Here is a 22,002-nt window from a genome sequence, read left to right as displayed (position 1 = left end):
GTCAGCGTTGCGCGGCGGTTGGCAGCAACGGTCCGGCCACATCACGGAGAGCGTCGGGGGCGCGCAGCGTGACCCGCCGACCGGTTATCTCCACCCAGTGCTTCTCGCGAAAACGGCTAAGCACGCGGCTCACGGTTTCCGACGCCAGACGCAGATAGTTGGCCATGTCGCTGCGCGACATGGGAAACCGGAATACGGTGTCAGACAAACCACGCTTGGCCTGCCGCGCGCCCAGATCCAGCAGGAACGCCGCCACGCGCTCGTCCGCCGTGTGGTCGCCCGCCAGCAGACTTGCCATGCCAAGCTCGCGGCTCAACAGGCTAAACAAGTGGTGTTGTACCGTCGGCAATTCGGAGGCCAACTGGCTCACGGCCGGAAACGAAAAGCGGCAGAAGGCCGACGACTCCAGCGCGATGGCATCACACGGGTAGCTCTCCGGGTAGATGCCGTTCAGACCGATCACTTCTCCCGGCAGGTAAAAACCCAGTACCTGCTCTCGGCCATCGCGCCCAAACAGCGACGTCTTCACGCAACCGCTGCGCACGGCATAGATGGCACGGAATGGCTCGCCGCGGCGAAAGACGTACTCACCATCCCCGCGCGGCTGAATGTGCTCCACCAGGCAATGCAGCGCTGACAACTCGCGCTTGCCATAACCGGTCGCCAGACAAGCGTTGGAAAACGCACAGGAGCCACAGAATCTCTCGCCGTCGCCCTCTGATGGCTCCGGCTCGGGACGCGGTTCCTGGCACACAATCGACAGCGAACTGGGCATGAAGGTATCGGGGACAAGCGCCCGGGACAGCGCGAGGCCGCCTATTATGCCGCTTGATCAGACAAGCTTGTGCTGCGGCCACCTGTCACAGGTCTGCTTGACGCCGCGTATGGACGAATGGATTCAGGCGTTTTCTGAGAAAATGGCGTACCCGCGCGGCTCGCCCGTGCGATCTCTATGGTCAGGCGCAGGTAACGGACGTGATTGAGCTGGTAGGTTTTGATGGCGACGACACGCTGTGGCACAGCGAGGGCTATTACCAGTCGGCGCACGGCGAATTCGAGCAGATCATCGGCAACTACGTGGATATCGCCAACATCCACGTGCACGACCGCCTGCTTGCCACCGAGCGCCGCAACATTCAGCTGTTCGGTTACGGCGCCAAGGGCATGACGCTGTCGATGCTGGAATCGGCGATCGACATCACCGAACAACGCATCAGCGCAGCCGACCTGCATCGCATCATTGAACTTGGCAAGCAGGTGCTCGCCCATCCGGTGGAGTTGTTGCCGGGCATCCGCGCCGCGGTGGAATCGGTGGCCCAAAGACACCGGGTGGTGCTGATCACCAAGGGCGACCTGTTCCATCAGGAGCAGAAGGTGGCGAGCAGCGGCCTGGCCGATCTGTTCCACCGCATCGAAATCGTGTCGGAAAAAGACGAGCGCGCCTATCGAAACGTTCTCGAGGAGTTCGCGCTATCACCGGAACACTTTGCGATGGTCGGCAATTCGCTGCGCTCCGATATCGCCCCGGTGGTGCAGCTCGGCGGCTGGGGTGTCTACATGCCTTATCACGTGACCTGGGCCCACGAGACGGATACCGATTTCGTCGATCAGGATTCGCATGTGGTGCAAGTACAAGGTCCGGGTGGAATCGCGGACGCCGTCGAGGAGTTGCAGGTCCGTGCTGCCGCCTGACGCCATGACGGACGAACGCTCAGACCTGGCGCACGATCATAAGCGCCTGGAGGCGTTCATCGAGGCGCATCCACGCCTGTTCGTTTTGACTGGCGCCGGCTGCAGTACCGACTCCGGCATCCCGGACTACCGCGATACCAACGGTGGCTGGAAGCGACCGCAGCCGGTGACCTATCAGGCCTTCATGGGCGAACAGGCGACGCGGCAGCGCTATTGGGCGCGCAGCCTGGTGGGTTGGCGCCGCTTTGGGCGCGCGCAGCCCAACGCCACGCATCACGCCCTGGCCCGCCTGGAACAACAGGGACGCGTCACCAGCCTGCTCACCCAGAACGTTGACGGCCTGCATCAGGCCGCCGGCCAGCAAAAGGTGATCGACCTGCACGGGCGTCTCGACGAAGTCCGCTGCATGCAGTGCACACAACGACTGCCGCGCAACACCTTCCAGCACCAGCTGGTGCAGCTCAATCCCGACTGGGCACTGCTGGATGCAGGCGATGCGCCGGATGGCGACGCCGACCTGGAGGGGCGCGACTTCTCCACCTTCCACATTCCGCCATGCCCTGCCTGCGGCGGCGTACTGAAACCCGACGTCGTGTTCTTTGGCGAGAACGTGCCACGCGAACGCGTTGACGCGGCTATCACATCACTGAACGACGCCGATGCCATGCTGGTGGTCGGCTCTTCGCTCATGGTGTTCTCCGGCTACCGCTTCGCTGCCGCCGCCGCGCGGGACGGCAAGCCGATTGCGGCCATCAACCTGGGGCATACGCGGGCCGACCCGTTGCTCACCCTCAAAATCGAACAATCCTGCGCGGAGGCCTTGGCGGTCATCGCTTGAGCGCGGCATCTTGCACGCTCGCGCAATATGACAATTTGATGCAAAGTAGACAAACCGGTCGTCTGGAATCGCTCCATGAATGCCAGGTTGCAGCATCGCGCTTCGTCATCGCGTGTTTCGCGGGCTCGCCCCAAGGCGGCGCCCGGTAACCACTCGGCGTTCGACGCGGTCCGCCGGATGGTGGACGGCTATTTCGCCAAAGCGGCAGACGCCCGCAAACAACTGCTCGAGCAACCCTATACGCCAAAGCAGTTGCATGCCTGGCGCGTGGGTCTGCGGCGCATCACGGCGACCATCAACAAGGTCACCGACCTTTCGGATGATCGACTCGAAGACGTGCAGGCTTACCTGCGTGCGTGCCGCGAAACGACCGGCCGTTGCCGTGACATCGATATCCTTGTACTGGAAACGCTGCCGGCATTTCTTCGCGAATGCGAAGTGATACCGCCGCCTGCGGCAACCATGCAGCAATCGATCATGGCACTGCAGGAGCAGGCGCATACCCAGGCCGTCGCGGCATTGAAGAAAGTCAGCCTGACCATGCCCATGCAGTCATGGCAGCACTGGGCTGACGCGCTCGATCCTCCGGGCAACGAACGCCTCCGCAAGAGCGCCGCCGAGATCATCGATGAGCGTTTCCATACCGTGATAAAGCGCATCGCCAAACTCGACGGCGGAAAGAAGCGACTGCATCGCCTGCGGGCCGCCATTAAAAAGCTCCGCTACAGCATGGAGCTGTACCAGCATCAGTTTCCTAAGCGGGCCGTCACGCGCTGGCTGGAGCAATTGGCCAACTTGCAGACGCACTTCGGACTGGCTCACGATCGCATGATGGCGCGCGAACTGGTCGCCGCGCTGCCCCTGGCGGACAGCGATCGGGCGCCGATCAAGGCCTTCCGCAAGTGGGCGAAGAAATCAGCCTACGAAGCGTCCAAAAAAGCGACGCAATCGCTGACCAAGCTGGGCAAACTGGACCTTTACTGGCGTACGTGATCTCGCGGCATGAGGGCCTGTTCAAAACTCCCCGTCCCGCGTCCTTACGATCCGTATCTACTCCTCACCGTCATCCCCGCGAAAGCGGGAGGCGCCTTACAACAGCCGAAGGCTGGTCATCCAGTGTCTTTGCGGACGCCGCGAGGACCCGAAAGTCGCTGGATCCCCGCTTTCGCGGGGATGACGAAGAGGCGATAACCGGACTATGCGGAGATTTTGGACAGACTCTCAGCGCCGCGCGCGGAAAAATTCCCGCAGCATCGCCGATGATTCGTCGGCCAGCAGACCACCCTCAACGGTAATGCGGTGATTGTGCCGGTCGGAGATCAGCGTATCGAACACGCTGCCGGCCGCGCCCGTCTTGGGGTCGGTGGCCGCGTAGACCACCCGCCCGATGCGCGCGTGCACCAGGGCCATCGAACACATCGCGCACGGCTCCAGCGTCACGTACAACGTGGCGCCGGGCATGCGGTAGTTGGACAACTTCTCGCCCGCCGCGCGCAGCGCCATGATTTCCGCATGCGCGCTGGGGTCGTTGAGCGTGATATTACGGTTCCAGCCCAGGCCGATGATCTCGCCGTCCTGCACCAGCACGGCCCCCACCGGAACCTCGTTTTCCGCGTCGCGCGCATGGCCGGCCAACTGCAACGCGCGGCGCATATAGCTTTCATCCTCGGAGGAGAAAAGCGGGGCAGAAAGCGGCAGATCGTCAGTCATTGAATCGAAGGGGCCCGGGCACAGCGCAATATTCTATCGTCCGCGCCGCCCCTGTGCCGTACCAGCCAGGAGAACCCCGTGTCATCGGCCCTGCCTTCAACCGCACTCATCGTCGGTGCCTCACGGGGCCTCGGCCTTGCCCTCGCCGCCGAGTACCTCAAGCGCGGCTGGCAGGTGATCGCCACGGTACGTGGCGATAGCCATACCCGCCTGCACGACCTCGCAGCCTCCGCTGGCGGCAAGCTGGAGGTAGCCAGGGTCGATATCACTGTGGACGACGAAGTGGCGGCCCTGCGCCGCCAGCTTGCGCACCGACGCATCGACCTGCTGTTCGTCAACGCCGGCATTGCCATCGATCCGGATACGGCTATTGGCGACGTGCGTACCGAGGACTTCACACACATGATGATCACCAATGCGCTCAGCCCCATGCGGGTGATCGAGGCGCTCCAGACCCTGGTGCCTTCCAGCGGAACCATCGCCGCGATGTCCTCTGATCTCGGCAGCGTGGCCGACAACGTGGATGGCGGCTGGGAAACCTACCGGGCCAGCAAGGCGGCGCTCAACACTCTGATGCGCAGCTTTGCCGCCCGCCATGCGGGTGATGCACGTTGCTTGCTGTTGATGGCACCGGGGTGGGTGCGCACAGATATGGGCGGTCCAGATGCCGAGCTGTCAGTCGAGGAAAGCATCCCTCGCGTGGTCGACACCATCGCAGCACAGGCCGGACATGCCGGCCTGCGTTACCTGGATTACCGAGGGCGAACAGTCCCTTGGTGAGGTCTTCTAATAATATACGCAAAATCAGCGAGATAACCGAACTTCCTAAGAAGTCCGGATCAGTGTCGCGCGCAAAAACTCATTCCCATTCGATAGTTGCAGGTGGTTTGCCACTGATGTCATAAACAACACGAGAAACACCACGCAACTCATTGATAATGCGATTAGAAACCTTGCCAAGGAAGTCATACGGCAGGTGCGACCAATGGGCCGTCATGAAGTCGATAGTCTCGACCGCACGCAGCGCAATCACCCACTCGTAGGCACGCGCATCACCCACCACGCCCACCGACTTCACCGGCAGGAACACGGCGAAGGCCTGGCTGGTCTTGTCGTACAGATCCCAGGCGCGCAGTTCTTCGATGAAGATCGCGTCGGCACGGGCCAGTAGTTCGGCGTACTCCGGCTTCACCTCGCCGAGGATGCGCACACCCAGGCCCGGGCCGGGGAACGGATGGCGGTAGACCATCTCGCGCGGCAGGCCGAGCTCGACGCCGATGCGGCGCACTTCGTCCTTGAACAGCTCGCGCAGCGGTTCGACCAGCTTGAGCTTCATATGCTCCGGCAGGCCGCCCACGTTGTGATGGCTCTTGATGACGTGCGCTTTGCCGGTCTTGCTGCCGGCCGACTCGATCACGTCAGGGTAGATGGTGCCCTGGGCCAGCCACTTCACCTGGCCGTGGCCGGCGTTGGTGACCTTGGCCGATTCCTCGTCGAAGATCTCGACGAACAGGCGGCCGATGATCTTGCGCTTGGCCTCCGGGTCGGCCACACCTTCCAGCGCGCTGAAGTAGCGCTCGGCGGCATTCACGCGGATGACCTTGACGCCCATGTGCTCAGCCATGGTGGCCATGACCTGGTCGCCTTCCTGCCAGCGCAGCAGGCCCGTATCGACGAACACGCAGGTCAGCTGGTCACCGATAGCCCGGTGCAGCAGCGCGGCCACCACGGAGGAATCCACGCCGCCGGAGAGGCCCAGCAGCACATGATCGTTGCCGACCTGCTCGCGCACGCGGGCGATCTGGTCTTCGATGATGTGCGCAGCCGTCCACAGCGTCTGGCAGCCGCAAATTTCCGTGACGAAACGCTTGAGCAGCGACGTACCCTGCTTGGTATGCGTTACTTCCGGGTGGAACTGCACGCCGTACCAGCGCTTGTCTTCGTTCTCCATCACGGCCACCGGAATGCGGTCGGTGGTGCCGGTGATGACGAAGCCCGGTGGTGCCTTGGCGACATGGTCTCCGTGGCTCATCCAGACGTCCAGACGATGCGCGCTGTCGTGGTCGCTCAGACCCGCAAACAGGCGGCTCTGGGCGACGATGTCGACTTCCGCATGCCCAAATTCGCGGGCATCGGCCGCTTCGGTGGCGCCACCCAGCTGTGCAGCCAACGTCTGCATGCCGTAGCAAATGCCAAGAATCGGCAAGCCTGCATCGAACACTTCCTGCGGCGCCCTCGGCGCACCCGGCAGCGTGGTCGACTCCGGGCCACCCGAAAGAATGATGCCCTTGGCACCAAAGGCAGCGATTTCCGCCGGGTCGTGGTCCCACGCCCAGATTTCGCAGTACACACCAATTTCGCGCACGCGGCGGGCGATCAGCTGGGTGTACTGCGCGCCGAAATCGAGGATGAGGATTTTGTCGCTATGGATATCGGTCACGGTCCGGCTCCGATGCGCGGCAGGCTTGCCCTGCCCTGCGCGAGAATCTTTGGAATGCGAAGGCGACGCCAGCGAGCGTCGCCTTCCGTTGAAACGATGCGCCGGCCATAAGGCCGGCGCGGGTCCGTTACGAATTCAGCCGATAGTTCGGCGCTTCCTTCGTGATCTGGATGTCGTGCGGATGCGCTTCGGTGACGCCGGCGCTGGTCACCTTCACGAACTGCGCCTTATGGCGCACGTCCTCGACCGTAGCCGCACCCAGGTAGCCCATCGAGGCACGCAGGCCGCCGATCAGCTGATGGATGATGTTGCGCAGCGGACCACGGTACGGCACGCGACCTTCGATGCCTTCTGGCACCAGCTTGTCGGCGTCGGCTTCGTCCTGGAAGTAGCGATCCTTGGAGCCGAGCGCCATGGCGCCCAGCGAACCCATGCCACGGTAGCTCTTGTACGAGCGGCCCTGGAACAGTTCCACATCGCCCGGCGACTCTTCGGTGCCGGCAAACATCGAACCCAGCATGACGGTAGACGCGCCAGCGGCGAGCGCCTTGGGGATATCGCCCGAGTAGCGGATACCGCCGTCGGCGATAAGCGGAATCTCATCCTTCAACGCGGTGGCGACCAGATCGATGGCGGTGATCTGCGGCACGCCCACGCCAGCGACGACGCGCGTGGTGCAGATCGAGCCCGGGCCCACGCCCACCTTGACCGCATCGACGCCGGCATCGAGCAGCGCACGCGCCGCTTCGCCGGTAACGATGTTGCCGGCAATCACCTGCACCTGCGGGTAGTGCTTCTTCACCCACGCGGCACGCTCGATCACGCCCTGCGAATGACCGTGCGCGGTATCCACCACGAGCACGTCCACGCCGGCATCAACCAGCGCTGCGACGCGCTGCTCGGTATCGCCACCCACGCCGACCGCGGCGCCGACCAGCAGGCGCTCGAGGCGATCCTTGGCGGCGTTCGGGTTGTCACGGGCCTTCTGAATATCCTTGACGGTGATCAGCCCACGCAGCTGATAGTCGTCGTTCACCACCAGCACCTTTTCGATGCGGTGTTTGTGCAGCAGCTGCAGCACGTCGTCCTGGCTGGCGCCTTCACGCACCGTCACCAGCTTCTCCTGGCGGGTCATGATGTTGCGCACGGGATCTTCGTGCTTGCGCTCGAATCGCAGGTCGCGGCTGGTGACGATGCCAACCAGCTTCTCGCCGTCCACCACCGGCACGCCAGAAATGTTGTGCGCGCGGGTCAGGCGCAGCACTTCACCAATGGAAGTGTGCGGACCCACCGTGATCGGACTGCGAATGACGCCGGCCTCGAACTTCTTCACCAGGCGCACTTCGGCGGCCTGCTGCTCGGCGGTCATGTTCTTGTGGATGATGCCGATGCCGCCCTGCTGGGCCATGGTGATGGCGAGGCGGGCTTCGGTCACCGTGTCCATGGCGGCGGACACGATCGGAATGTTCAGGCGCAGGTTTCGGGTAAGCCGCGTGGAGGTGTCTACATCACGCGGAAGAACGGCCGAATGAGCCGGAACGAGGTAAACGTCGTCGTAGGTGAGAGCCTCGGCGAGGATACGCATGCGAAAAGTCCCGCTGCAAAGAGAGGATTATACGCGGAACGCTGCTGCGTCGCCACACGCTGCATGAACAGTTTGTTGCCGCAGGCGCGACGATCGCCGCGCCGAATCTCAGGCGCCGCGATGCAGAAGAGTGCGTGCTTCCGCCGCTTCCAGCGTATTTTCCAGCAACGTTGCCACCGTCATCGGACCCACGCCACCCGGTACCGGGGTGATCCAGCTTGCGCGCTCGGCAGCTGCCGCAAAGTCGACGTCACCCACCAGCCGCCCGTCTTCGAGGCGATTGATACCCACGTCGACGACCACTGCACCCGGTTTGATCCACTCGCCCTTGACCAGACCAGGCTTGCCCACGGCCACGATCACGATGTCGGCCTGACGAACGAAGTGCTCGAGATCGCGCGTGAAACGATGGCAGCAGGTGGTCGTGCAACCCGCTATCAGCAGCTCGAGTGCAAGGGGGCGACCCACGTGGTTGGAGACGCCCACCACCACCGCATGCTGGCCACGCACCGGGCGATCGGTATGGCCGAGCAAAGTCATCACACCACGAGGCGTGCAGGGGCGCAGACCGAAGCGACGCAACGCAAGGCGACCAACGTTGACGGCCTGAAAGCCGTCCACGTCCTTTGCCGGGTCGATGCGGTCGACCAGTGCATCCTCGTCGATATGATCGGGCAGCGGCGACTGCACCAGGATGCCGTGCACGGCCGGATCGGCATTGAGCCGGTCGATCAGTGCCATCAATTCGTCCTGGGTGGTGCTCGACGGCAGATCGAAATCGAACGAACGGAAGCCAACCTGATGGCAGGCTTTGCGTTTATTGCGTACATACACGGACGAAGCCGCGTCATCGCCAACCAGCACCACGGCGAGCCCGGGTTCGTCCAGCCCCTTGGCTTTGCGCTCGAGCACGCGCTGGCCGATCCGATCCATCAATTCCTGGGCGATGCGTTTACCGTCGAGGATGCGTGCGGTCATGATCGGGCCTGCCTGCAAAGAGACGTATTATCCCGGCTCGACCGCACGCATACAAACCAAATCGAATGGCTGCCATCCCTCGCCCGCCCACTTCGTTGGAACTTGCTGCAGACAACCTGCGCCTGCGCCCCTGGCAATCCGGCGATGCCGACGCGCTGTATGAGGCGGCCAGAGAGTCCATCGCCACCGTCGGCCAATGGCTGCCATGGCTGCATGCCGATTACACCCGGGAGGACAGCGAGCGATGGATCGCGCACTGCCAGTCCGCCTGGGAACGCGGCGAGCTTTACGCCTTCGGCATATTCGACCTGCAAGGCCGGCTGCTCGGCAGCATAGGCCTCAATCGGCTGGATCCACAGCGCCTGAATGCCAACCTCGGCTACTGGGTGCGTGAGCAGGAGCAAGGGAAAGGCATCGCATCGCGGGCCGTGCGCGCCATGGCAGCGTTCGGCTTCGAGGTATTGGGCCTGATCCGGATCGAGATTGTCACCGCCATCGACAATCTAGCGAGCAAGCGCGTGGCGGAACGCGTTGGCGCCCACTTCGACGGCACCTCACCCAATCGCATCGTCCATCGCCAACGGCCCGCACCTGCCGCCGTGTACTCGCTACTACCGCCGGATGATGACGACCTTCTGTCAGGCCCTGTGATCGAAGAGGGATGGATTCGTCTACGCCCTTTCCAGCTATCGGATCTGGATGCCCTGTATGAGGCCCTGCACGAATCCGTCGACACCATCGGCCGGTGGCAAGACTGGATGACGCCACACTATTCCCGTGAGGATGCCCGTCGCTGGATTGCGCGGAGCCGCCTCGCGTGGCGCGGCACAGGAGACGAATGTGCGCTGGCGATCATCGATCGCAACACCGGCGAACTGATCGGCAGCATCGCTATCAACCATTGGCAGCCCGACTATGGCGCAGCCAACCTCGGCTATTGGGTGCGCAAAACCCGGCAGGGCCAAGGCGCAGCTTCTGCCGCCGTACGCCTGCTGGCCCGGCACGCGCTGCAATCCACCGAGTTGCAACGACTGGAAATCGTCGCTGCAGTGGACAACGGGGCAAGCCGCCGTGCCGCAGAGAATGCCGGCGCAAAGTTTGAAGGCATCACGCGCAACCGTCTCATCCTGCACGGCCAGTCGCTGGATGCAGCGATGTATTCGATCGTGGCCAGCGACGTGATCTGAACGGACTCAGCCCGCCGCAGCACACAGCTGGGCAATATCTGCGTAGCCATGGAAGGTGACGTGACTGCCGCAACCCGGACAACCCGGATCGCGCGGCAGGCGCGTTTCGCGGAAACGCATGGCCAAAGCATCAAAGTGAAGCAGACGCCCCACCAGAGGCTCGCCGATGCCAAGCATGAGCTTCAGGGCCTCGGTGGCCTGCAGCAATCCCACGATGCCGGGCAATACACCGAGCACGCCGGCTTCGCTGCAATTGGGCGCCTCCGCCGCCGAAGGCGGTTCCGGGAACAGGCAGCGATAGCACGGCGAATCCACGCGGCGCGGATCGAATACGCTGACCTGCCCCGTAAAACGCTCGACGGCACCGTAGACCATCGGCAGCCGCAATTGCCGGGACGCTGCCGCCACCAGATAGCGTGCAGGAAAATTGTCGGCACCATCGATGATGAGATCATGGTCCGCCAGCAGGCGCTCTACATTGCTGGCCTGCAGCCGTTCGTCGCGAACCTCCACGCGCACGCGGGGATTGAGCCCTGCCAGGGTGATTCGCGCTGATTCGGTCTTGGGCATACCGACGCGAGCGTCGGCATGAATCACCTGGCGATGCAGGTTCGATCGCTCGACGCGGTCGTCGTCTATCAACGTGATCTGCCCGACGCCCGCTGCCGCGAGGTAAAGCGCAGCCGGCGCACCCAGGCCACCCGCACCCAGCATCGCCACGCGCGCCTCCGCGAGCTTCGCCTGCCCTGCTTCACCCACCTGAGGGAGCACCAGCTGGCGTGCGTAACGCTCGGCCGCGTCCGCATCCAGAGCGCCCTGGGTGACCGGCAACCCTTCCGCCTTCCAGCGCTGGAAGCCGCCAGACATCGACATCACCTGCCGGTAGCCCATGCGCTGCAGTGCTTCGGAGGCGAGCAGCGAGCGCTGTCCGCTGCCGCACATCACGACGATCGGCCGGCCACGGTCGGCTTCGATCTGCTCGATGCGCAGTTCCAGAAAACCCCGCGACAACCCCACCGCGCCGGCTGGCGTACCGCCGGCGCGCTCGCCATCTTCACGCACATCGATCAGCAGGCTGCCTTGAGCCTGCCTGATCAGGGCATCGGCCGGGGAAATCTCGGGAATGCTGGCGCGCAGCGACTCCAGCCAGCTATCGCGGTTGAGGCTTGTCATCGCGATAGCTTACTCCAGGCGTCAAGCCACGCCCGCTGCCCCTGTAGCAGCGGACTTGTCCGCGACCACAAGACGGCGACACGACTGAAGGCCGCCGCGAGTGCAAGGATGGAAGTGCCTCGCCCAGTGAGATGAAAAACCGCGCGAAATCAGTTCGCGGCGGTCGCGCACAAGTGCGCTCCTACAAAAGTGCGTACCGCTTAGCGACTGCGCTTTTTCATCTCGCGGATCATGCGCTGACGCTTGCGCTTCTGGCTGTCCGTGAGCACGTTCTTCTTGCCGGCGAAGGGGTTCTCGCCGTCGCGGAAATCGATCCGCACCGGCGTTCCTTCGAGCTTGAATCGCTTGCGAAAGAAGTTTTCCAGATAACGGCGATAGGCCGGCGCGATGTGCTTGGTACGGCTACCGTGGATGACAATGGTCGGCGGATTGCTGCCGCCCGGATGCGCAAAGCGCAACTTGGGGGCATGACCACGCACCAGCGGTGGCTGGTAGCTCTCGTAGGCGCGCTCGAGCGTCTTGGTGAGCTCGGACGAACCCAGCTCTTTCGTGGCGGCGTGATGCGCGCGCACGACAGCCTTCATCAGCTCGCGCAGGCCCGAGCCATGCAATGCCGAGATGAACACCGTCTTGGCCCAGTCAACGAACTGCAGGCGACGCTCCAGTGCTCGCTGGCACTGTTCGCGCTGGTAGCTGTCCATGCCGTCCCACTTGTTGACGGCGATCACCAGCGCCCTGCCCTCGTCGACGGCATGACCGATCAGCGTGAGGTCCTGGTCGGCCAGGTTCTCGCGTGCATCGACCATCACCACCACGACCTGCGCGGCGGCCATCGACTGCAGCGTCTTGATGACGCTGAACTTCTCCACCGCCTCTTCCACACGCGCCTTGCGGCGCACGCCGGCGGTATCGATCAGGGTGTACTTGCGGCCGTCACGCTCAAGCGAAACGCGAATGGGATCACGTGTTGTGCCGGCGACATTGGAAACGATCAGGCGATCTTCGCCCAGCAAGCGATTGATCAGCGTCGACTTGCCTGCATTCGGACGGCCAACGATGGCGACTCGAATACTGTCTGCTTCGCCAGGCTCGATTTCCTCGTGCTCATCCTCAGGCAACAGCGCAAGCGCCGAGGCGACGAGATCTTCCGTGCCGCGGTTGTGAGACGCGGCGAGCGGCAACGTGTTGGCGATGCCAAACACGGCAAACTCCGCCATGGCGTTCTGCAGATCAAGGCCATCGGTCTTGTTGACGCCGGCGATGATCGGCTTGCCGCTACGACGAAGCTCATCGAGGATGGTTCGGTCCTGCGGCAGCAGGCCGTCGCGGGCGTCGACCACGAAGACCAGCACGCTGGCTTCTTCGATGGCCAGACGCACCTGTTGCGCAGTCAGGCCTTCAATGCCCTCCTCTTCGCCGGACAGGCCGCCGGTATCCACCACCACGAAGGGGCGTGTACCCGTACGGCACACGCCGTAATGACGATCTCGCGTGACGCCCGGCATATCAGCCACCAGGGCGTCACGGCTGCGCGTCATTGCATTGAATAGGGTCGATTTACCGACATTGGGACGACCGACCAGGGCAACGACGGGCAGCATGATTCAGACAACCTTGAAGACGATCAGCGCGCGCCGAGACGGTAAGCGCCGATGCGGCCCTTCACGTCTTCGACGTACACCATGTCGCCCACCACCAATGGCTGGGCACGGATGGGTTTCTTGGACAGGCGCTCGCGTGCGGCCAGCGCGCCGTCGCCGGTCTGCAGCCAATGCACGTAGCCTTCCAGATCGCCCACGACAACGTAATCGCCCAGCACGGCCGGGCCAGTAAGCCAGCGGTACTTCAGCGCATCGTTCTTCCACATGTCGGCGCCGCCGTTCTTGTCGAACGCCCACACCTGCGAGTCGTCATTCACGCCATAGATGGCGTTGTTGCTGACGTCGATCGAGGTAAACGTGGAGAACGGACGACCCCACAGCGGGCGGCCGCTGGGACCATCCACCGCGACCAGATTGCCGTGGTAAGCAGCACCGTAGAGGGTGGTGCCCTGGAGCAAGATGCCGCCATCGACATCGCTCAGGCGGTCGATCTCGGTGCGGCCTTCGCCGCTGGCGAGCGTCTGCTCCCACAGCTTTTCGCCGTTATCCAGACGCAACGCAACCAGCTTGCCGCCGTCGCTGCCATAGAACACGACGCCGTTGGCCACCATCAGGGGGCCGTTACCGCGCAGGCTGAGCAGCGGCACGATGTCCTGGTCATACACCCAGCGGCGCTCACCGGTGGCGCTGTCAAAGCCATACAGGCGGCCGTCCTGCGTGCGGGCGATCACCAGGTTGCCGGAGATGGCCGGCGAAGAAATCACTTCGGAATTGACCACCGACTCCCAACGCGGACTACCGTCCTTCGCATTGATGCCGTAAATGTGGCCGTCGAGCGTACCCACCACCAGCAGGTCGCCGGAGACCATCGGGCCGCCTGCATAGAGGACATCGGCGCGCTTCTTGTCGCCCCAGCCGAACCAACCCTGGGTGCGGGAGCTCTTGGACCACAAGGTCTTGCCGCTGGTGGCATCGATAGCCGCCAGCTTGCCGTCGGTGCTGGCCGCGTAGAGCACGCCGTCAGCAAAAGCCGGGCGCAGACGCACGCCGCTGTCGCCAGCGCCGCTGCCTACACTATTGGTCCACACCTTGGTGACCTGAACGGTGGGCTTGAAGTCCTTCGCCAGCGGCGTCGGTGGCTGGACGTTTTCCTTCTTGAACGAATGGCAGCCGGCAAGGGCTACCAGGGAGATCAGCGCCACCAGCCACACGCGCTTCATCGCACCGCGCTTCTTCACTTCAGGTTTCATGCACCCTGCTTCCCGGCCACGGCCAGATCATCGATTTTCATCTGCACGCTCTGAGGCGCACTCTCGCCCATTGCCGCCTTGGCAGCTTCGTATGCCTTGCGGGCATCGTCAGGACGCCCAAGCTTGACCAGCACATCGCCGCGTAGTTCCTGCGCCACGCCGTCATAGCTCTTGGCCGGCATGCGGTCGAGCGCGGCCAGCGCATCGGCGCCCTTGCCCTGCCCCAGCAGCACGCGTGCGATACGCATCTGCACCAGCGCCTTCAGGTTGTCGTCGCTGGCGTGGCTCTCGGCCCAGCCAAGCGTCTCGAGGGCCTTGTCCAGCTGCTTGGCCTTCACCTGGCGCTCAGCACGGTCGCTCATGGCGAACATGGCGTACGGGGTGTCGGTGTAATCCTTGGTCAGCTGCTCAGTGAGCGCTTCGGCGCTATCGGATTTGCCCGCAGCGACAGCGACCTGGACCTGCTGATAGAGGTTGGAGGCGTCGGTCTGGTGAGCCGTCTTGTGCTCGTTCCACTTGCCCCAGCCGAAGATGCCGACCAAACCAATCGCAATGCCGACGACGATGGACAGACCGTTCTGGCGCAGCCACTGCTGTACGCGTTCGCCCTGTTCGTACTCGTCGTACTCTTCAAATGCCATGCAATCACCCTCGGGGAACCGCACATCACAGGCATCTGAAGTCCATGCCTGTCATGCGGAAAATGAAATCAGCCCATGGCCCGTTCAGCATTGAACGGACAATGGGCAAGCATAACCGATTGCGCCGGACCGCACAGGCCCGGCATGCGGATCACGCGCCAGTAGGCTCAGCCTTGCCGTCACGCACTTCGATACGGAAGTGGGCGACGTTGGAGCGGCGATAGTTGTCCAGGGCCATGGGCTGACCGTCCAGCGTGACCTGGGCACCGGTCGCATTGCCGATGCGAACTTCCATCGGCTGGTCGCTATGGTAGGTCTTGGAACTGCCTGCCGGCAGCAGACCGTACTCAAGGCGCGAACCGTCCTTCGTGGTTACTTCGACCCAGCTGGCAGCTTGCAGGCTCAGCATCAGGCTGTGCGTGCCATTGCCAGCCGCGTCGGAGGCCGCCACCGGCTGCGACTGCGTGCGCGACGCATCACTGCCGAGATTGGGGAACGGCGTCATCGAGGCCATCAATGGCTGCTGATCCTGCGCCGGCGCCGCTGCGGGCGGCTGAGCCGGCGCCTGCTCCGTCTTAGCGGCCGGGGCTGCAGCTACCGCGCTGCCGTCCGTCGTAGCGGGCGCATCGACCGGCGCATCGCCAGTGGAAGCTGCGTTGGCCGGGACCGCCGGCGCATCCACCTGCGCCACCGGGGCGGCATCAAGGGGGGCCAGATGGCTCACGTCGCGATCCAGCGTGCCGCGCACACCCAACCAAATGGTCGGCACGACAATCGCTGCGGTAAGCACGACGTAGGTCGCCGCGCGCGCGTAGTGTTCTAGCAGGTAACGCGAATGGGAGATGCCGCCGGTAGCTACCAGGGTCGGCTGGCCGGGCTTGATCCGCTCCAGCTCGGCCTTCACCTCGGCTTCGTCGACGCCCAGGTAACGCGCATATTTGGTCAGGTAGCCACCTAGGTACACCTGGTAGTCAATCCCGCCGTATTCATTGCTTTCGAGCTGGCGCAGCACCCGGATCGGCAGGCGCAAAGCGTGCCCGCACGACTCAATATCCAGGCCCCGCGCTTCGCGCGCGGCTCGCAGACGCCCACCCAGGCTGCCCATGCTCACTTCCGAAAGGGTGTGTTCCGTATCCATGGTGACGTCGGATGCTTCAGTGTAGTGGAAGGCTCGTTTGCCGCTGTTGGCCGAATGTGACTGATGGGAGTTCATTGGCGTGCAGTTGCGTCGAGGGCGCGCGCCTGTTCCGAGTCCGGGAACTGGCTTTGCAGTCGCCTGCTGTAATTGAGAGCAGCATCCCTGTTGCCCAACCGAGACTCAATGTCGTGGCCAAGCTTGAGCGCCGACGCACTCGACCTGCCCAGCGCGTCATAACGCTGAATGAAGGCACGAGCACGGAACGCATCATTCTGAAGATAAAGCACGTTGGCTAGCTGATACAACGCCTCGCCGTTCTGGGGATCGATTTCGATCGCCTTGCGGAAGTCCACTTCGGCCCCGGCCAGGTCCTTCCCTCGGACCAGGCAGGTGCCGGCATTGGTCCAGGCCAACGCCGGGGTCTGGTAGAACGGGTCGGCCACCGCCTTCTGGAAATACGGCATGGCTTCGGCCGTCTTGCCTTCGCGATCGCACAGGAACCAGCCGAGATTGTTGTTGGTGTCGCCCTTGTCCGGACCCAGCGACTGCGCCTTGCGGTAGTGCAACTCCGCATTCGGCATGTCGTTGATGTGGTCATAGACCACCGCAGCCACGGTGTGCGCGGGCACGTAGTTCGGATCGAACTCCAGCGCCTTGTTGATCTTGACCAGCGCGTCCTGCAGGTCACCGTTGGCCAGGTATTGCTGGGCCAGCTCGGTGTGGATGCGCGCGCCCTCTTGCTTCTTTTCGGCCTTGGTGGCCTGCGGGATCTTGGTGGACAGGCCACCGGCATCGGTGGTCGTGGTGGTGACGCAACCTGCCAAGAGCATGGCTACGCCGGTGCCCAGCAAGATTCGATCAAGCCGCATGACTCGCCCCTTCATCCAGACGCTTGCGAAATTCGGCCTGGCGACGGGTGCGATCCAATACCTGCCCCTTGAGCTGGCCACATGCCGCATCGATGTCATCGCCGCGGGTGCGGCGAAGCATGGTCAACACGTTGGCGTTAAGCAACTGGGTCTGGAAGGCGCGAATGGTTTCTGCGTCCGAGCGCTCAAAACGCGTGCCAGGAAATGGATTGAACGGAATCAGATTGACCTTGCAGTTGGGCATGCGGCGCATCAGCTTGATCAGCTGGCGCGCGTGCTCGGGCTGGTCATTGACACCCTTCATCAGGGTGTACTCGAACGTGATCGATGTGCGCGGCTTGCGGTCCAGCCAACGCTGGCACGCTGCCATCAGTTCGGCAATCGGGTAACGCTTGTTGAGCGGCACCAGCTCGGTGCGCAGCTCATCATTGGCCGCGTGCAGCGACACCGCCAGCGATACGTCGATGGTTTCCGAAAGCTTGTCGATCATCGGCACCAGGCCGGCGGTGGACAGCGTGACGCGCTTGGATGCCAGGCCAAAGCCCAGGTCATCGCGCATCAGGCTCATGGCCTTGGTGACGTTGTCGAAATTCAGCAGCGGCTCGCCCATGCCCATCATCACCACATTGGTGATGCGGCGATTCTGGTGCGTGATGTTGCCGAGGTATTTGGCCGCCACCCACATCTGCCCGATGATTTCGGACGTGGCGAGGTTGCGGTTGAAGCCCTGCGTTGCGGTGGAGCAGAACTGGCAGTTCAGCCCGCAGCCGACCTGCGAGGACACGCAAAGCGTGCCGCGGGTCGGCTCTGGAATGTACACCGCCTCGATGGCATTACCGCCATCCATGCCGAGCAGCCACTTGTGCGTGCCGTCGGCAGCGCCCTTGTCGAACAGGGTCTTCGGCGCACCGACATAGCACGACGCTTCGAGCTTGGCTCGAAGCGCCTTGCCAACATCGGTCATGTTTTCAAAGTTGTCTTCCAGGCGATGGTAGATCCACTTCATGACCTGCTCGGCGCGATATGGCTTCTCGCCGATTTGCGCAAAGAAATCACGCAGGCCCTGACGATCGAAATCGAGCAGATTGACCTTGTCGTTTGAAGTGGGTACTGCCTGGTTCACAACGATTACCTGCTAAACGTTTCGGTCGTCGCGAAGAAGTACGCGATCTCGACGGCAGCCGTTTCGGCAGCGTCGGAACCATGCACCGCATTGGCGTCGATGGAATCTGCGAAGTCAGCGCGGATGGTGCCCGGCGCTGCGTCCTTCGGGTTGGTGGCGCCCATCAGGTCGCGGTGCTTGAGGATGGCGTTCTCGCCTTCCAGCGCCTGGATCATCACCGGGCCAGAGATCATGAACTCGACCAGCGCCTTGAAGAACGGACGCTCCTTGTGCACGGCGTAGAAGCCTTCGGCTTCCTGGCGCGACAGGTGCTTCATCTTGGCGGCAACAACCTTGAGGCCAGCCTTTTCGAAGCGTGCGTAGATTTCACCGATCACGTTCTTGGCAACTGCGTCGGGCTTGATGATGGAAAGGGTGCGCTCCAGCGCCATGAGGGTCTGCTCCGGGAAAACGGGTATCTGAATGGGCGGTCCGGCCGTTGCCGGCAAATTACGCCAAATCCGGCCGTTATTTGCGGATTTAGCTCACGAAAGTTTGACAGATTCTAACTGATACGCAAGCCAGGCGTTGGGGTTTTGACGCCGGTTGAAACGACCGTTTGACGGGCGTAAATCGACCCGCGTATCCTCAAACGATCGTTTGATTTCGCCGGGGCCGCGAAACATGACCGTCACCAGTTCGACCATGCCGACCAAAGAACGCATTCTCGGCGCCGCCGAGGAACTGTTCGCCCGCCACGGCTTTGAAGGCGCCTCCCTGCGCCAGCTCACCGCCGCCGCCGGGGTCAATCTGGCCGCCGTGAACTACCACTTCGGCTCCAAGGATCGCCTGATCGAAGAGGTTTTCCGCCGCCGTCTGGACCAGTTGAACGGCCGCCGACTGGCCGCGCTGCAGAAGATTGCCGGCGACCCGGACACCACCATCGAGGACGTGCTGGGCGCCTTCATCGTGCCTGCACTGGAGCTTTCCCACGATGGCAACGGTTCGCTGTTCATGCGTGTGCTGGCCCGCGCCTTCGCCGAGCACGACGACACCCTTCGCAAGTTCCTGTCGGAAAACTATGGCCACGTGATGCGCCAGTTCACCGCCGAATTCGGGCGCCTGCTGCCCCGCCTGAGCAAGGAGGAGCTGTACTGGCGCGTCGACCTTGTGACCGGCGCCCTGACCCACGCCATGTCGGGCTTCGGCATGATCCAGCGCAAGAGCGACGTCCCTGAACATCGCCACCGCGAGCAGACCGCCGAGCACCTGATCCGCTTTGCCGCGGCAGGCCTCAAGTCCCCCTGATTCCGCTTTACCGACTTTTCTTCGGCCGGCGACGGCCGCCCGTCTCACTAACACAAGCGTTTCGCACTACGGAGAAGCCAATGACCGCTCCATCCACCCCCAAAGCGCTACGTATCCGCAAGGCCGCGGTACTCGGCGCCGGCGTCATGGGCGCGCAGATCGCTGCGCACCTGAGCAATGCCGGCGTCGAAACCGTGCTGTTCGACCTGGCCGCCAAGGAAGGTCCCAAGAGCGGCATCGCGCTGAAGGCCATCGCCAACCTGCAGAAGCTGTCGCCTGCCCCGCTGGCCGACAAGACGGTCGCCGCCACGATCATCCCGGCCAACTACGACGAAGATCTGCAACACCTGAAGGACGTCGACCTGGTGATCGAAGCGATCGCCGAACGGATGGACTGGAAGCTGGATCTCTACAAGAAGATCGCTTCGCACCTGTCGCCGACCGCCGTGATCGCGTCCAACACCTCGGGCCTGTCGATCAACGGCCTGGCCGAAGCACTGCCGGAAGAGATGCGCCACCGTTTCAGCGGCGTGCACTTCTTCAACCCGCCGCGCTACATGCACCTGGTCGAGCTGATCCCGACCAAGCTCACCGACAAGAACGTGCTGGAAGGCCTTGAGGCGTTCCTCACCACCGCGCTGGGCAAGGGCGTGGTCATCGCCAAGGACACGCCAAACTTCATCGGCAACCGCATCGGCGTGTTTTCGATGCTGGCCACCATGCATCACACGCAGCAGTTCGGTCTGGGCTTCGACGTAGTCGACGCGCTGACCGGCCCGGCCGTGGGCCGCCCGAAGAGCGCCACCTACCGTACCGCTGACGTGGTCGGCCTGGACACCATGGCGCACGTGATCAAGACCATGGCCGACACGCTGGCCGACGATCCGTGGCACCAGTACTTCAAGGCGCCGGTATGGCTCTCCGCCCTGATCGAGAAGGGCGCACTGGGCCAGAAGACCGGCGCCGGATTCTATCGCAAGGCCGGCAAGGACATCGTCGTGATCGACGTGGCCAAGCAGGACTATCGTGCGTCCGAGCAGAAGGCTTCGGACGAGGTGTCCGCCATCCTCGCCATCAAGGACCCGGCCGAGAAGTTCGGCAAGCTGCGCGCGTCCAGCGATCCGCAGGCGCAGTTCCTGTGGGCGACCTTCCGCGACCTGTTCCACTACACCGCTTATCACCTGGCCGACATCGCCGACACCGCGCGCGATGTCGACTTCGCCATCCGCTGGGGCTACGGCTGGAAGCTCGGCCCGTTCGAGACCTGGCAGGCCGCCGGCTGGCAGCAGGTGGCTGGCTGGATCGCTGAAGACATCGCCGCCGGCAAGGCCATGAGCAACGCCCCGCTGCCCGCATGGGTCACCGACGGCCGTACCGGCGTGCACGGCAAGAGCGGCTCCTACTCGGCCAGCGCCAACACCGACAAGCCGCGTTCGCAGCACCCGGTCTACCAGCGCCAGCTGTTCCCCGATCCGATCCTCGGCGAGAAGTTCGACCAGGGCACCACGGTGTGGGAGAACGACGGCGTGCGCCTGTGGACGCTGGGCGACGACGGCGTGGGCATCATCTCGTTCAAGACCAAGATGAACACGGTCAACGACTATGTGCTCGACGGCGTGCAGCAGGCGATCGACGTCGCCGAGCAGCAGCTCAAGGCCGTGGTGATCTGGCAGACCGGTGAGCCGTTCTCGGCCGGCGCGGATCTGAAGGGTGCGCTGGGTCTGCTGCAGGCTGGCAAGTTCGACGACTTCGAGAAGATGGTCGCCAACTTCCAGGCCACCAGCATGCGCATCAAGCACTCGCTGGTGCCGGTGGTTTCTGCCGTGCGCGGTCTCGCGCTGGGCGGCGGCTGCGAGTTCCAGATGCATTCGGCACGCACCGTCGCCGCGCTGGAAAGCTACATCGGCCTCGTAGAAGCGGGCGTGGGTCTGCTGCCGGCCGGCGGCGGACTGCATGAACTGGCCATCCGCGCCGCCACTGCCAATCCGGAAGATCCGTTTGAAGCACTGAAGAAGGTGTTCGAGACGGTCGCCATGGCCAAGGTCTCCGGCAGCGCGATGGAAGCCAAGCAGCTGGGCCTGCTGCGCGACAGCGACATCGTCGTGTTCAACGCCTATGAGCTGCTGTACGTCGCCAAGAAGGTCGCGCTGTCGCTGGCCGAAAGCGGCTGGCGTCCGCCGATGATGAACCGCAACATCCCGGTCGCTGGCGATGTGGGTACCGCCACCTTCCAGGCCTCGCTCGCCAATCTTGCGGAAGGCTACTTTGCCTCGCCGCATGACGTGGCCATCGCCACGCGCATCGCGGACACGCTGTGCGGCGGCAAGATCGAGCGCGGTTCGCTGGTCGACGAGGAATGGTTGCTCCAGCTCGAGCGCAAGCACTTCGTGGAGCTGGCCAAGACCGAGAAGACACAGGCCCGCATCGCGCACACCATGACTACGGGTAAGCCACTGCGTAACTGATGAGGCTCGTCGTCCCTGCGCAAGC

The 22,002-nt window shown here is 63.4% G+C and carries 20 protein-coding genes; 7 read left to right on the top strand and 13 right to left on the bottom strand.

The window, feature by feature from the left end:
• Position 1 precedes the first annotated feature (1 nt).
• The gene (locus OQE56_RS02130) at positions 2 to 775 is read right to left on the bottom strand and encodes a helix-turn-helix domain-containing protein (protein ID WP_267221063.1); all 774 of its coding nucleotides are present in this window, start codon (positions 773 to 775) and stop codon (positions 2 to 4) included.
• Positions 776 to 975: 200 nt separating this feature from the next.
• On the opposite strand from OQE56_RS02130, the gene OQE56_RS02125 reads away from it, so the two are divergent.
• From OQE56_RS02125 to OQE56_RS02115, 3 genes are all read left to right on the top strand, one after another.
• A complete protein-coding gene (locus tag OQE56_RS02125) occupies positions 976 to 1,692 on the top strand; it encodes an HAD family hydrolase (protein ID WP_267221061.1) in 717 nt (238 codons plus the stop codon).
• Between the two features lie 4 nt (positions 1,693 to 1,696).
• Positions 1,697 to 2,530: an NAD-dependent protein deacetylase gene (locus tag OQE56_RS02120; RefSeq protein WP_267221869.1), complete on the top strand. Its 834-nt coding sequence runs from the start codon at positions 1,697 to 1,699 to the stop codon at positions 2,528 to 2,530.
• 75 nt (positions 2,531 to 2,605) lie between these two features.
• Positions 2,606 to 3,523: a CHAD domain-containing protein gene (locus tag OQE56_RS02115; protein WP_267221059.1), complete on the top strand. Its 918-nt coding sequence runs from the start codon at positions 2,606 to 2,608 to the stop codon at positions 3,521 to 3,523.
• Between the two features lie 228 nt (positions 3,524 to 3,751).
• Here OQE56_RS02115 and tadA read toward each other — a convergent pair whose 3' ends face one another.
• Positions 3,752 to 4,240, bottom strand: a complete 489-nt coding sequence (gene tadA / locus OQE56_RS02110) for a tRNA adenosine(34) deaminase TadA (RefSeq protein ID WP_267221057.1) — start codon at positions 4,238 to 4,240, stop codon at positions 3,752 to 3,754.
• A 78-nt stretch (positions 4,241 to 4,318) separates the two neighbouring features.
• Between tadA and OQE56_RS02105 the strand changes: the two genes are divergently transcribed.
• Positions 4,319 to 5,020 (top strand): SDR family NAD(P)-dependent oxidoreductase, encoded by a 702-nt coding sequence (locus OQE56_RS02105; protein ID WP_267221055.1) that lies wholly within the window; start codon positions 4,319 to 4,321, stop codon positions 5,018 to 5,020.
• Between the two features lie 79 nt (positions 5,021 to 5,099).
• Here the strand turns inward: OQE56_RS02105 and guaA are convergent, their stop codons facing one another.
• From guaA to folD, 3 genes are all read right to left on the bottom strand, one after another.
• Positions 5,100 to 6,680, bottom strand: coding sequence for a glutamine-hydrolyzing GMP synthase (gene guaA, locus OQE56_RS02100; RefSeq protein WP_267221052.1), 1,581 nt, complete (start codon positions 6,678 to 6,680; stop codon positions 5,100 to 5,102).
• Positions 6,681 to 6,807: 127 nt separating this feature from the next.
• Positions 6,808 to 8,265 (bottom strand): IMP dehydrogenase, encoded by a 1,458-nt coding sequence (gene guaB / locus OQE56_RS02095; RefSeq protein WP_267221050.1) that lies wholly within the window; start codon positions 8,263 to 8,265, stop codon positions 6,808 to 6,810.
• A gap of 108 nt (positions 8,266 to 8,373) precedes the next feature.
• Complete coding sequence (gene folD, locus OQE56_RS02090) at positions 8,374 to 9,243, bottom strand: bifunctional methylenetetrahydrofolate dehydrogenase/methenyltetrahydrofolate cyclohydrolase FolD (protein WP_267221047.1); 870 nt, start codon at positions 9,241 to 9,243, stop codon at positions 8,374 to 8,376.
• 65 nt (positions 9,244 to 9,308) lie between these two features.
• Here folD and OQE56_RS02085 point away from each other — a divergent pair, with 65 nt between their 5' ends.
• A complete protein-coding gene (locus OQE56_RS02085) occupies positions 9,309 to 10,430 on the top strand; it encodes a GNAT family N-acetyltransferase (protein ID WP_267221045.1) in 1,122 nt (373 codons plus the stop codon).
• Between the two features lie 6 nt (positions 10,431 to 10,436).
• Here the strand turns inward: OQE56_RS02085 and moeB are convergent, their stop codons facing one another.
• From moeB to ndk, 8 genes are all read right to left on the bottom strand, one after another.
• Positions 10,437 to 11,603 carry a molybdopterin-synthase adenylyltransferase MoeB gene (gene moeB / locus OQE56_RS02080; protein WP_267221043.1) on the bottom strand — a complete coding sequence of 389 codons (1,167 nt, stop codon included), beginning with the start codon at positions 11,601 to 11,603 and terminating at the stop codon, positions 10,437 to 10,439.
• A gap of 200 nt (positions 11,604 to 11,803) precedes the next feature.
• On the bottom strand, positions 11,804 to 13,204 hold the full coding sequence (gene der / locus OQE56_RS02075) for a ribosome biogenesis GTPase Der (protein ID WP_267221041.1): 1,401 nt from the start codon (positions 13,202 to 13,204) through the stop codon (positions 11,804 to 11,806).
• A 23-nt stretch (positions 13,205 to 13,227) separates the two neighbouring features.
• Positions 13,228 to 14,454: an outer membrane protein assembly factor BamB gene (gene bamB / locus OQE56_RS02070; protein ID WP_267221039.1), complete on the bottom strand. Its 1,227-nt coding sequence runs from the start codon at positions 14,452 to 14,454 to the stop codon at positions 13,228 to 13,230.
• Entirely contained in the window at positions 14,451 to 15,095 is a 645-nt protein-coding gene (locus OQE56_RS02065; protein ID WP_267221036.1) for a YfgM family protein, read from the bottom strand. The genes bamB and OQE56_RS02065 overlap by 4 nt, the downstream gene beginning before the upstream one ends.
• A 151-nt stretch (positions 15,096 to 15,246) precedes the next feature.
• On the bottom strand, positions 15,247 to 16,233 hold the full coding sequence (locus OQE56_RS02060) for a helix-turn-helix domain-containing protein (protein WP_267221034.1): 987 nt from the start codon (positions 16,231 to 16,233) through the stop codon (positions 15,247 to 15,249).
• 71 nt (positions 16,234 to 16,304) lie between these two features.
• A complete protein-coding gene (gene pilW, locus OQE56_RS02055) occupies positions 16,305 to 17,102 on the bottom strand; it encodes a type IV pilus biogenesis/stability protein PilW (protein WP_267221033.1) in 798 nt (265 codons plus the stop codon).
• The gene (gene rlmN / locus OQE56_RS02050) at positions 17,092 to 18,231 is read right to left on the bottom strand and encodes a dual-specificity RNA methyltransferase RlmN (protein ID WP_267221866.1); all 1,140 of its coding nucleotides are present in this window, start codon (positions 18,229 to 18,231) and stop codon (positions 17,092 to 17,094) included. Before rlmN ends, pilW begins: the two co-directional genes overlap by 11 nt.
• Positions 18,231 to 18,656, bottom strand: a complete 426-nt coding sequence (gene ndk / locus OQE56_RS02045) for a nucleoside-diphosphate kinase (RefSeq protein ID WP_267221032.1) — start codon at positions 18,654 to 18,656, stop codon at positions 18,231 to 18,233. The genes rlmN and ndk overlap by 1 nt, the downstream gene beginning before the upstream one ends.
• A gap of 232 nt (positions 18,657 to 18,888) precedes the next feature.
• Between ndk and OQE56_RS02040 the strand changes: the two genes are divergently transcribed.
• A complete protein-coding gene (locus tag OQE56_RS02040) occupies positions 18,889 to 19,512 on the top strand; it encodes a TetR/AcrR family transcriptional regulator (RefSeq protein WP_267221030.1) in 624 nt (207 codons plus the stop codon).
• An 80-nt stretch (positions 19,513 to 19,592) separates the two neighbouring features.
• Positions 19,593 to 21,977: a 3-hydroxyacyl-CoA dehydrogenase/enoyl-CoA hydratase family protein gene (locus OQE56_RS02035; protein WP_267221029.1), complete on the top strand. Its 2,385-nt coding sequence runs from the start codon at positions 19,593 to 19,595 to the stop codon at positions 21,975 to 21,977.
• Positions 21,978 to 22,002 lie beyond the last annotated feature (25 nt).

The organism is Dyella silvae (assembly GCF_026421305.1).
GTDB lineage: Bacteria > Pseudomonadota > Gammaproteobacteria > Xanthomonadales > Rhodanobacteraceae > Dyella > Dyella silvae.
The sequence above is the reverse complement of the archived record's forward strand: the minus strand, read 5'-3'. Positions and strand labels throughout refer to the sequence as shown.